This is a genomic window from Nonlabens ulvanivorans (assembly GCF_032922765.1).
Taxonomy (GTDB): domain Bacteria; phylum Bacteroidota; class Bacteroidia; order Flavobacteriales; family Flavobacteriaceae; genus Nonlabens; species Nonlabens ulvanivorans.
Genome location: NZ_CP136694.1, coordinates 1,958,335 through 1,969,398, shown reverse-complemented (window position 1 = coordinate 1,969,398; position 11,064 = coordinate 1,958,335). Strand labels below are relative to the sequence as shown.

Below are 11,064 nucleotides of genomic sequence, written 5' to 3'. Positions count from 1 at the left end.
TTTCGTCAGCTCATGCGCAAATTTCGGATAGTTTAATTTTGAATTCTAAGTCTTTTAAAAACCTATATAAGATTAATGACTCTGTATTCCGATCTGAACAACCTAGTAAAAAGGGTTTTAAAGAACTTGAACTTGCAGGGATTGAAACGATCATTAGTTTTAGACGCTTGAGAAATTACTCTACCAAAGCTAGAGGTACTGATTTAGAATTAATACACTTACCACTACAGACTAAAAAGATTAAGGAATCAGATATCATTACGGCTTTAAAAGCTATTATTGAAGCTCCTAAACCATTATTGATTCACTGCTGGCATGGCTCAGATAGAACAGGTGTAGTAGTGGCAGCTTATCGTATGGTGTTTGAGAATTGGTCTAAGGAAAAAGCTATTGCAGAGTTTAGACAGAAAGAATACGGCTATCATGAAAAATGGTATCCACACTTGATAGGTCTCTTAGAGAATTTAGACACTATTGCTATAAAACAAGAATTAGGATTAGAATGAGTTAAGTCAGGACGTAAAAAAGCCCTTCAGATAAGAAGGGCTTTTTTTATTTTTTAATACCGATAAACCTTATGACTTCGGCTTTACCTTTATGATAATTTCCTTCTGACAGTTCGATAGTCTTTTCTTCTAATAATTTAAACTCTAATTCTGGAAATTCGTCTTTGATTTCTTCAATAGAAAATAACATCCCAAAGTTTTTTGGACCACCTGAAGGCTTTCCTAATTGCGCTTTCGCGAAAGCTTCAAAAATAACTGTCCCATTAGGCTTTAAAAATTTTAAGAGATGTTGAAATGCATCTTTTCTTATTTCTATAGGAAAATGGGTATAACATAATCCTATTGTATCAAATTTGATATCAGTTTTAAAGTCAAGCACGCTAGTAACTTGATAATCTACTACAACCTTTTGCGCTGCTGACAACTGCATCGCTTTTACCTTACCACTTGTACTTATGTCAAAAGCAACAACATCCCAACCTTGCAAAGCCGCATACACCGCATTACGGCCTTCACCTTCGGCAGGAAGAAGTACGTTTCCTGCCACTAACTGGTCTAGTTGTTCTTTGAAAAACACATTGGGTTGTGTGCCATAGACATATTCTTTTTCGGCATAGCGTTCATTCCAAAAGTCTGCTGGGTATTGTTTCATAAATTATATTAGTCTTGGTAAGCAGACAGCATCCATACAAGTTTCTCTTGTTGCACGATATAATCACTCATAAGTGCTACCGTTCCTTCATCGTTTGCATCGCCGGCAATAGATAATATAGCTCTCTCTTTGCTTAAAAGAATCTTTAACGATTCTAAGATACCATTGATAGCTACTTCACCATCTGTCACGTTTTCTGCAGATTTTATCTCTGACGCATCTAGGTATGCATTAAAGGTATGCAAAGGTGTAGCGCTTAAGGTTAGAACACGCTCTGCAATTTCATCCACTTTAACTAAGGCATCATTATAAAGTTCTTCAAATTTAAGATGTAGTTCAAAGAATTTTTTCCCTTTTATATTCCAGTGAAAACCTCTTAGGTTCATGTAGAATAATTGATAGTTTGCAAGAAGATCATTAAGCTCAGCTGCTGTGTTTTGGGATGCTTTAATGTCTAAACCTATGTTGTTCATGTTTTTCATAATCTATTATTTAAATTGTTCTATTTCATCACTTAAATCATACACGGTGGCACTTGCTAGTTTTTTCTGTAAAATGCTACTTCCTGCAGCGCTGCGATAACCACCTGCGCAATGTACTACGATAGGTTTATCGGTAGGGATCTCGCTTGCTGTATCTCTCAATTCATTTAATGGATGAGATAAGGCATTTTCAAAAAACTTTTCTTCTTCTACCTCGCTGGTATTACGTATATCTACTATAGTGTAATTATCTGGATTCTCTTTGAAATCGGCTAGATCTAGTGTAGGTGTTTGTTCTAGATTTTCTTGAGCAAGTGTGATTACTTTAGTAAGTGTTTTTTCATATCCGATTTTTGCCACTCGATGCAACATAGTGTTCTTGTTTTGTTTAGAATCGATTACAAGAGTAAAGGTATCTTCTGGAGTAACTATGGAACCTAACCAAGTTTCAAATTTGGCATTTTCAGAAACGGCCTGAATATTAAAGCTTCCTTTGAGATGCCCTTTTTTAAAAGTTGCTTCATCTCGCATATCTACTATAAGTCCTGTGGCGCTGCCATTTTCTTCAAACGGTATTTCAGATATGGATGGTTCTAAACTGTCTGCGCCTGATTTATTAATATCAACATCATACCCAAAATAAGATGGTATAAAAGGTTGACCATCCAGTATGGTTGACATAAAATCTTCTTTAGACTGCGTTTTAAAAGCCCAATTATCACGACGTTCATCTCCTAATGTACTACTCGCTGCATCACTTAAATTTTTACCACATAACGATCCTGCACCGTGAGCTGGATATACCACTGCGTCATCTGGTAAATCAGTAAACTTAGTAGTTACGGTATCATACATCATTGCCGCAAGCTCTTCACGTTTTGCTTGCATATTACCGGCTTTTTCACGCAAATCTGGACGACCTACATCACCTATAAATAAAGTGTCACCTGTGAATAGTGCTGTATCATGAGTATCTGTGGCAACGATGGTAATACTGTCTGGTGAGTGTCCTGGCGTGTTGATTGCTTTAAGAGTAATATCGCCTATGGTGATACTATCGCCATCATCAAATGATTGATGCGGATAGTCTGCACCTAATTTTTCACTGTTATAAATGGTAGTACCTGTTTCTTTATATAGCTCGAGATGTGAGCTTACAAAATCTGCATGTGGATGTGTTTCTATGACTGCTTTGATAGTAGCGTTGTTCGCTTTCGCGAAAGCGTAATACTGACTAGGATCACGTTCTGGATCAACAATTGCCATCTCGCCATTACTAACTATCGCATAGGAGTAATGTGCTAACGGTTTGTATTCAAATTGTTTAATGTTCATAGCTGTATTTTTAATTTATTTAAGGGCTTTATTAAAGATAAATAAAGCCCTTATTTATTTGATTTAAATATCTTTTTTTGCAAGATACCAAGTGATTTTTTCAACAGAATCATCTGCTAGTCTTTCATTTAATGCATCTAATGACTTAGGTGGTGGACAGATCGCTTGATCACCTCTTTTCCAATCTAATGGCATTGCTACTTTGTGCTTATCTGACATTTGTAACGCATCTAGGGCTCTTAAAATTTCATCCATGTTACGACCAACGTTAAGTGGATAATACATGATAAGTCTTATTTTTTTTGAAGGATCAATGAAGAATACTGCTCTAACTGCAGCCGTTTCACTTTCATTGGGTTGTAGCATTCCATAAAGTTTTGACACCTTCATGTCTATGTCTGCTATGATCGGGAAGTCAAAGTAAACACCTGTATTTTCTCTTACATTTTGAACCCAACCTAAGTGTGCGTGAATACTATCGATACTTAACCCTAATAATTCTGTATTAAGCGCATCAAACTCTGCTTTTCTTTGAGCAAATCCGCTCATTTCAGTCGTACAAACTGGAGTGAAATCTGCTGGGTGAGAAAACATAACAATCCATTTGTCTTTTGCAAAATCAGACATTTTGATGTTTCCTTTGGTGGTAACCGCTTCAAAATCTGGTGCTGTATCGCCTATTCTAGGCATAGAAATTATTTGTTCTGGTACTACATTTAAATTTTCCATAATAGTATTAATTTATTGTTTTTGTTTCACATGATAAATTTACGCTATCATTAGAATTGGTACGGTAACCCATGTTACACAACGAGTTATTTAACTATTTTTAACTAATAACTTTGGTAGAAATCTACCAGTTATTAGTGCATATGTTGAATAGCTAGGAAATTTTTGTTTTAGCTTACTTTCTTCATATCTAGATTTTACAGAGAAAAGAATGAGTAGCACTGATGTTATTAAAATCTTATAGAGAGATTCTTGATATACACCATATCCATAAAACATCAATAATATACCAGTATATATAGGATGTCTCATATATTTATATAAACCGTTTTTAATTAGAGAAGAGTCGTTTTTAGAAGTAGGGAAAGGTGAGAGATTATTACTCAATTGTAAAATAGCTATCAAAAAAATAAAAAATCCTATAATGGCAATGAGCAAACCTGTGGTTGTTATTACACTCGATAATTTTATATCAATTATCTTTAGATTTACGATGTACACTATAAATAAAAGAGCCTGTAGACCGACTAGTAAATAATCTTTATAACTTAGGTTTTTCATAATTATAATTTTAAAAGAGGTCACTTATCTTAAGTGCTAATTGTTTCAACTTAGGATCTGGTGTAAAGTTGCCTTCATAATCAAACTCTGCCAGCGTCATTTTACCATATCCTGTAACTAGTGGGCAAGAGGAATAACCATTATAATTTCAACCATCTTTCTTTTGTACTTTCATTAATTTGATAATATTATCTACAACTATTTGATGTAGAGTTCTCAATAGCTTTTTATTTTACCTTTAATAAAATTAAAATAGTAGATATTTAAGTCTACTCTAAATGAACAACGGTAAGGGAAATTAATAAGTGATGCTCCATATACCACGTACTTCGTTTATATCATAGCCAGTAGCTTTATCATTAGGATATAACTGTGATATTGTTCTATATACATCACCATTGATATCTTTATTAGGTTCACCATGACATTGCAAGCACATGGAGTTTGTAGTGATAGGATAATAAAAATGATTCACGCCGTCAATTAATTCTGTTACTGGTTTGTAATCTTTATTACTAGCTATTGACTTTTTGAATTGTTCAATAATTGCTAACTCTTTTTTATTGGCTTGATTATTAATATTGCGAGGACGATCACTAACTCTCTTGATTCTTGCGTTTTGAGCTATTGCCATGCTATCTGTAATAGGATAGGCTTTTACATTACAAAACGTCACAGCCTCTTTAGTTCCTTTTTTTTGAATGGTTCCCATTAAGTTTTTTCCCAATTCTTTTTTTGTGCTTAAGGCATATTGTAGACCTTTCTCTTCAGGTGTATGATGATTACTAATTAAAGTGTCGTTTAATTTTGCACCATCATTGCGGTATTTTACCTTGCCTTTACTTTCTTCTTCTATATGTTTTTTGAACCACTCTGATTCATCGATTTTAAATTCATACATGTAATCAGCGATAAGTCTTATGTCTTCTTCCTTAAATACTTGATAAGGCATCAGGTTAAATCGTCTTACGGCACCTCTCATTTTAGATTTTTTTTCTGTCGGCTTTTCTACAAAATTCCAAATAGCGTCTGCAAATTCTTTTTGTGAAATATCATCATTCAGGTAATGCGACTTAACAGCGACCATTGGTGGAGCGATACGTCCTTCAATATTTGCATTAGGATTATGGCATAGGTAACATTGATTTTCTAGGAGTTTTTTACCGGGATGATTACTCGCTGTGTAAATCGTTTGTTTCTCAATATCATTTTGAGTGGCGTAATCTGACTTTTTTGAATTATTGCAGCTCGTAAGGGTTGCAACTAGTAGAAAAATAGAAATATAGGAAAGTATTAATTTCATTTTATTTAAGTAATAAAAATTTACAATCGGTAAGTGAGTTAACACCGTGATCGATTTCTTTAGGCAATGTTATAATATCTCCTGCACTGAGCCTGGTTTTTTCACTACCTATAATGATGGTTGCGCTACCTTCTAGCATAAGTAATGGTGCATCCATAGGAGCGCTATGTGGTTTGAGGTTTTGCCCTTTTTTTAATGCAAAAACAATCATTTTATAATGACTTTCAAATACAACTTCATTTGTGATTGTATCACCATAATTAACCATTGCAGCTAGACCATTTCCGTTTGTATCGTTATCAATAGTTTTCTTTTTACAACTAATTACTGATAGTGCTAATAGAAAAATAGAGCAGTAATTTTCATTAGATAATGGTGTTTTTATTAATACTGCGTTTTACGTAAAGAAATCTAAACAAGCCAACTAGAAATAAAATAGGACCTATTATCACTAGTGCATATCCTATCCACTCAATTTCTTCCAGTATTTGCAGTTTTATAATAGCAAGACCTGAACTAGAAAAAACAACGCCAGACCTAAAATAGGCCAAAAACGTACGCTCGTTTGCTAGCCTAGTTCTTTCTATAGCAAGTCTGTCGGTGAGCGATAATTTGAGTTTTTGCATTACCTTATTTTACCTGTTGCGCAACTCATAATAGACTTTGCTTTTGTAAAAGTGTTATTATTTTCTTCTATCGATGGATAGCCGATTGATTTTAATTTTTCCTTTGCAAAAAGAGCATCGCTAGCTGATGCTGCATTGAATGATACTGTTGAGGTTTCTGTGTCAACGATGACATCTGATATGTTGTCTAGCGCTATAATCTTAGAAGTAATCGTATTTGCGCAACCGCCACATTTTAAATTTTGTACTATAATTGAAGTTTTCATAATGCTTTTATTTAAACAAGTAAGTTAAGATTTTATAAGATTATAGTAGGTAACCTATGTTACCGAATACGACTATTTAAGATGCGATATTTAATAATGCTATTCATATCAGTAAGTAGTATTGTTTATCTCCAGTTCATAAAACCACCTTGTAAATCATAAATTTCTTTAAAACCTATGTTTTCAAGTTTTCTAGCGGCATTATTACTACGGCTACCAGAACGACAGTATAAATAAATGGCCTTTTCTTTATCATATTTTTGTAACGCATCCATAAATTTAGACGTGTTAAAAAAGTCAATATTAACGGCGCCTTTAATGTGACCACTCTTAAATTCGCTAGGTGTTCTTACATCCACTAATTGTTTTGTCTTGTTCATACTTTTAATTGCCTGCTTAAAATCTGCAGGAGATAATTTCTTTATTTGATCAGACGATGATTTTGTGCCAAAAAGGCTGCTTAAAAATGACATGATAATATTTTTATATAATTTTTCAAAATAAAAATACCATGTTCTAAGCTATTCAAAAGTGACCTTTGTTACACTAATTCATTATAATTACAAATGTTAGATTATTAAATTTACACTTATGAATTTTGAGCAAACAAATGACCTGCTAGGCGGTATTGATATTTATATTATTGACCAGATTTTAAAAAATCGTTATCATCCACAACAATCTATTTTAGATGCAGGTTGTGGTAAAGGAAGAAATTTAAAATGGTTCTATGACAATGATTTTGAGATCTATGGTAATGATGTAGATTCTGATTTTCTCGCTTTCGCGAAAGCGAAATACCCAAAGGGTAAAGCTAATTTTATAAATTCAAATCTGGATGAACTACCGTACAAGAATGGTAGTTTTGACCACGTTTTATGTTGTGCTGTATTGCATTTTGCAAAAAGCGAAAAGCAATTTACAGAAATGTTTAAAGAATTGATACGAGTATTAAAACCTGGTGGCACTCTATTAATTAGAATGGCCTCAAACATCGGGCTAGATGGTAATGCCCCAATAGTACGGTTTAAAGATAATGGACAAAAAGGGACTTATTATTTAACCAGAGAACGCATTACATTATTGCTTTCAGAATTTCAATTAGAATTATTAGAACCGGTAAAAACGACTAATGTGCAAGATGAACGAGCCATGACAACTTTAGTTCTATCCAAATAAAAAAAGCGACAATTTCTTGCCGCTTTCAACTAACTCAACCATAATTTGATACCTTACTAAAGTGTCGATGGACAGACATAATTAGTAACAGCGATATCAGTTTCTTTAATAGCGTTAAATCCTCCTTCTACATTTATTAAATTATGTATACCTCGACTTTTTAATATCGATGCTGCAATCATGCTTCTATAACCACCAGCGCAGTGAATGAAAAAAGTGTTTTCTGGAAATGATGCTAGGTGATCATTAATGTAATCTAGTGGAGTGTTGTGAGCGTCCACGACATGTTCTGATAAAAACTCACCTTCTTTACGTACATCAAAAATAGGTAGATGACGCTCATTTTGCTCTTCTTCAAATTCCTTAACTGTTATTGAGGTCACTTTATCATATTCCATAGCGGCTTGTTTCCATGCTTCAAATCCGCCTTTTAAATAGCCAATTGTTTGGTCAAAGCCTACTCGGGAAAGTCTTGTTAGTGTTTCTTTTTCTCGACCTTTTGTTGTAATAAGTAGTAATGGTTGTTTGACATTTGCAATTAGCGATCCTACCCATTGTGCAAAATTACCGTCTAAACCTACAAATATGGATCTAGGGATATGACCGTTTGCAAACTCTTCTTGAGATCTTACATCTAGGATGATTGCTCCAGTTTCATTTGCTGCAGCTTCAAACGCTGCTGGAGAAAGAGCTTTTGTAGCCCTATCCATAACGATGTCTAAACTTTCATAACCTTTAATGTTCATCATTACATTTTGAGGGAAATAACCTGGTGGTGGTGTGAGACCAGTAAGAAGTGCTTTTTTAAACTCTTCTTTGCTCATTTCCTGCAATGCATAATTGGTTTTCTTCTGGTTCCCTAAAGTATCTGTAGTTTCCTTACTCATCATTTTACCACATGCTGATCCAGCGCCATGATTAGGGTACACAATTAAATCATCACTTAACGGTAAAATTTTGTTACGCAGCGAATCGTACAAGTAACCAGCTAGTTTGTCTTCTGTAAGATCTTCTACAACATGCTGAGCTAGGTCTGGACGTCCTACATCTCCGATAAATAAAGTGTCTCCTGTTATAATACCGTGTTCTTTACCATCTTGATCAATTAATAAATAGGTCGTACTTTCCATAGTGTGACCAGGAGTATGGATTACTTTTATTTTATAATCACCTAACTCAAAAACCTGTTCGTCTTTTGCAATCAAAGCGTCATAGCCAGGTTGTGCCGTAGGTCCAAAAACAATTTGTGCTCCAGTCCGTTCACGTAGGTCTAGGTGACCGCTCACAAAATCGGCATGAAAATGAGTTTCAAAAACATATCTAATCTGTGCATTATCTTTTTCTGCTCTTTCAATATACGGATTCACCTCTCTTAGAGGATCAAATACCGCAGCTTCACCATTGCTTTCTATGTAATATGCAGCGTGAGCTATGCATCCCGTATAAATTTGTTCTACTTTCATAATGATTTTATTTCTGATTTAAAATTAAAAGTTCTGATCATTTAAAATGGTAACATAAGTCACATAACGAGCTCTTTGTAAATGATATATATACCCATAACTAGGACAAACCAACCAAATGCTTTTTTTAGTTTTTTACCGTCTATAAATTTATTGAGCCAGATGCCTAAGAATATTCCAATAATGGAAAGTGAGGTAAAGGGTAATAAAAAGGACCAATCTATCTCTAGGTTTTTTACATCACCTAAAAAGCCTATCAAAGATTTTATAGCAATAATAAATAGGGAAGTGGCTACTGCTTTTTTCATAGGTAGTTTTGCGAGTAGTACTAAAGCAGGAATGATTAAAAATCCGCCACCAGCGCCTACTATTCCGGTAATGGTACCGACTACTAAACCTTCTACAATAATTAGTGGATAGTTGTAGGTTATGACGCTATCTTCATCACTTTCTTTACGATTATTACGTATCATGGAAATTGATGCTAACAGCATTATAACAGCAAAAAATAACATGATTGTCAGATTTTTAGTTATAACAATTCCGCTTACAGTAAATAATTCATCTGGTATCGCAGGTATTAAATAAGCTCTAGTTAGGTATACCGCTATGAATGCTGGAATAGCAAAAATGATAGCCGTCTTGAAGTCTACCATACCTTTCATCATATTTTTGATAGCACCTACTAATGATGTTGCACCTACTACAAAAAGAGAATATGCAGTGGCTAGAACAGGATTTAATGTAAGGGCATATACCAGAATGGGAACTGTAAGAATGGAACCACCACCACCTATAAGCCCTAGCACAAGACCTATTAAAAGCGCTCCTATAAATCCTAATATTTCTATTATTTCCATTCTATAAATATTTAGAACTCAAATATAGAAGGAGCGTCATCGCATGTTTGTAACAGATGTTACACGACTTCAATAAAACTGCGGTGTAGTTTTATCTTATTAATATTTTCCATTTTTTTAAGTAGTCGGGAGATGACAACTCTGCTGGTATGTAAATCTGCAGCAATTTCTTTATGAGTAGTATAGATATGTTTACTATTAAGAATTTTAATTTTATCGTTCAAGTAATTCTCTAAGCGCTCATCCATATTATTAAAAGCAATATTATCTACACTTTCTAAGAGCTCCATCATACGTGTATGATAACTTGTAAAGACAAAATTGCGCCAGGTCTTATATTTAGAAGACCATTCTTCCATTTTTGTAACAGGTATCATCAACAGCTTAACTGGTGTCTCGGTTACAGCATGAATCTCACTTTTAGTATTTCCTACACAGCAAGTCATAGTCATGGCACAAGTGTTACCTCTTTCTAGATGGTAGAGTAATAACTCATTGCCATCAGCATCGGGACGCATAATTTTAATGCTTCCAGAAAGTAAAAGTGGCATGGATTTAATGTACTGACCAGGCTTTATTAAATCTTGTCCAGCAGGAACTTCCATAAAAGTTGCCACGCTATTGATGTCTTCTATAAGTGCTAGCTCAAATTGTGAACCATAATATTCTTTAAGCTCTTGTATCATTTTTAACTTGTTTTGCAATCATAGGATTGTACTTAAAAAAAAGATGTGCCCATATAGCTTTAGAAACTGCACCTATGTAGGGGAACGTTAGGGCGAGTACAGCAACTATCGCTATAAAGATAGTTAAAGGATTATCTGCAACACCTAAAAATAATAAAATTACGTACGTAGCAACAGCAAAAGCAATTCCTACTCCATAACTAACGTACATTGCACCAGTATAAAAACTAGGTTCGATACTGTATTTTAATTCACATTTAGGACATCTTTCTTTTACCTTATTCATTTTAGAAATCTGATAAGGATTTGCTTCTAGAAAATTTCCTTGACGACATTGAGGACACTTCAGAAAAAGGATACTGTATATAATAGATTTCTTAAACATCTTTTTATTTCAAAGCTACTTATTGCAGCCT

At 34.1% G+C, this 11,064-nt stretch carries 16 protein-coding genes and 1 pseudogene; 2 read left to right on the top strand and 15 right to left on the bottom strand.

Going from position 1 to position 11,064, the window contains the following annotated elements; all coding sequences use genetic code 11:
• Window positions 1-38 precede the first annotated feature (38 nt).
• Window positions 39-506, top strand: coding sequence for a tyrosine-protein phosphatase (locus R1T42_RS08895; RefSeq protein ID WP_317290080.1), 468 nt, complete (start codon window positions 39-41; stop codon window positions 504-506).
• A 46-nt stretch (window positions 507-552) separates the two neighbouring features.
• On the opposite strand, the gene R1T42_RS08890 is transcribed toward R1T42_RS08895, so the two are convergent.
• The 11 genes and pseudogenes from R1T42_RS08890 to R1T42_RS08840 form a co-directional block, all read right to left on the bottom strand.
• Window positions 553-1,158, bottom strand: coding sequence for a class I SAM-dependent methyltransferase (locus tag R1T42_RS08890; RefSeq protein WP_317290079.1), 606 nt, complete (start codon window positions 1,156-1,158; stop codon window positions 553-555).
• An 8-nt stretch (window positions 1,159-1,166) separates the two neighbouring features.
• Window positions 1,167-1,640: a Dps family protein gene (locus tag R1T42_RS08885; protein WP_317290078.1), complete on the bottom strand. Its 474-nt coding sequence runs from the start codon at window positions 1,638-1,640 to the stop codon at window positions 1,167-1,169.
• Window positions 1,641-1,646: 6 nt separating this feature from the next.
• Window positions 1,647-2,975, bottom strand: a complete 1,329-nt coding sequence (locus tag R1T42_RS08880; protein ID WP_317290077.1) for an MBL fold metallo-hydrolase — start codon at window positions 2,973-2,975, stop codon at window positions 1,647-1,649.
• Between the two features lie 63 nt (window positions 2,976-3,038).
• Entirely contained in the window at window positions 3,039-3,704 is a 666-nt protein-coding gene (locus R1T42_RS08875; RefSeq protein ID WP_036580126.1) for a peroxiredoxin, read from the bottom strand.
• 90 nt (window positions 3,705-3,794) lie between these two features.
• Window positions 3,795-4,265 (bottom strand): methyltransferase family protein, encoded by a 471-nt coding sequence (locus R1T42_RS08870; protein WP_317290076.1) that lies wholly within the window; start codon window positions 4,263-4,265, stop codon window positions 3,795-3,797.
• A 22-nt stretch (window positions 4,266-4,287) separates the two neighbouring features.
• Window positions 4,288-4,467 (bottom strand): annotated as a pseudogene (locus R1T42_RS08865) (NAD(P)/FAD-dependent oxidoreductase); the annotation flags it as partial.
• Window positions 4,468-4,563: 96 nt separating this feature from the next.
• A complete protein-coding gene (locus R1T42_RS08860; RefSeq protein ID WP_317290075.1) occupies window positions 4,564-5,568 on the bottom strand; it encodes a Tll0287-like domain-containing protein in 1,005 nt (334 codons plus the stop codon).
• Window position 5,569: 1 nt separating this feature from the next.
• Complete coding sequence (locus R1T42_RS08855) at window positions 5,570-5,836, bottom strand: cupin domain-containing protein (RefSeq protein ID WP_042248049.1); 267 nt, start codon at window positions 5,834-5,836, stop codon at window positions 5,570-5,572.
• Between the two features lie 97 nt (window positions 5,837-5,933).
• Window positions 5,934-6,194, bottom strand: a complete 261-nt coding sequence (locus tag R1T42_RS08850; RefSeq protein ID WP_317290074.1) for a DUF202 domain-containing protein — start codon at window positions 6,192-6,194, stop codon at window positions 5,934-5,936.
• On the bottom strand, window positions 6,194-6,460 hold the full coding sequence (locus tag R1T42_RS08845; RefSeq protein ID WP_317290073.1) for a heavy-metal-associated domain-containing protein: 267 nt from the start codon (window positions 6,458-6,460) through the stop codon (window positions 6,194-6,196). Before R1T42_RS08845 ends, R1T42_RS08850 begins: the two co-directional genes overlap by 1 nt.
• Window positions 6,461-6,585: 125 nt before the next feature.
• Entirely contained in the window at window positions 6,586-6,933 is a 348-nt protein-coding gene (locus R1T42_RS08840) for a rhodanese-like domain-containing protein (RefSeq protein ID WP_317290072.1), read from the bottom strand.
• A 118-nt stretch (window positions 6,934-7,051) separates the two neighbouring features.
• Here R1T42_RS08840 and R1T42_RS08835 point away from each other — a divergent pair, with 118 nt between their 5' ends.
• Window positions 7,052-7,639, top strand: coding sequence for a class I SAM-dependent methyltransferase (locus R1T42_RS08835; RefSeq protein ID WP_317290071.1), 588 nt, complete (start codon window positions 7,052-7,054; stop codon window positions 7,637-7,639).
• 56 nt (window positions 7,640-7,695) lie between these two features.
• Here R1T42_RS08835 and R1T42_RS08830 read toward each other — a convergent pair whose 3' ends face one another.
• Genes R1T42_RS08830 through R1T42_RS08815 form a run of 4 tightly spaced genes read right to left on the bottom strand, consistent with a single transcriptional unit; the run spans window position 7,696 to window position 11,033 of the window.
• Window positions 7,696-9,102: an MBL fold metallo-hydrolase gene (locus tag R1T42_RS08830; protein ID WP_317290070.1), complete on the bottom strand. Its 1,407-nt coding sequence runs from the start codon at window positions 9,100-9,102 to the stop codon at window positions 7,696-7,698.
• A 59-nt stretch (window positions 9,103-9,161) separates the two neighbouring features.
• Window positions 9,162-9,962 carry a sulfite exporter TauE/SafE family protein gene (locus tag R1T42_RS08825; protein ID WP_317290069.1) on the bottom strand — a complete coding sequence of 267 codons (801 nt, stop codon included), beginning with the start codon at window positions 9,960-9,962 and terminating at the stop codon, window positions 9,162-9,164.
• A 59-nt stretch (window positions 9,963-10,021) separates the two neighbouring features.
• Window positions 10,022-10,648 carry a Crp/Fnr family transcriptional regulator gene (locus tag R1T42_RS08820; protein WP_036580146.1) on the bottom strand — a complete coding sequence of 209 codons (627 nt, stop codon included), beginning with the start codon at window positions 10,646-10,648 and terminating at the stop codon, window positions 10,022-10,024.
• On the bottom strand, window positions 10,632-11,033 hold the full coding sequence (locus R1T42_RS08815; protein ID WP_036580148.1) for a DUF983 domain-containing protein: 402 nt from the start codon (window positions 11,031-11,033) through the stop codon (window positions 10,632-10,634). The genes R1T42_RS08820 and R1T42_RS08815 overlap by 17 nt, the downstream gene beginning before the upstream one ends.
• Window positions 11,034-11,064 lie beyond the last annotated feature (31 nt).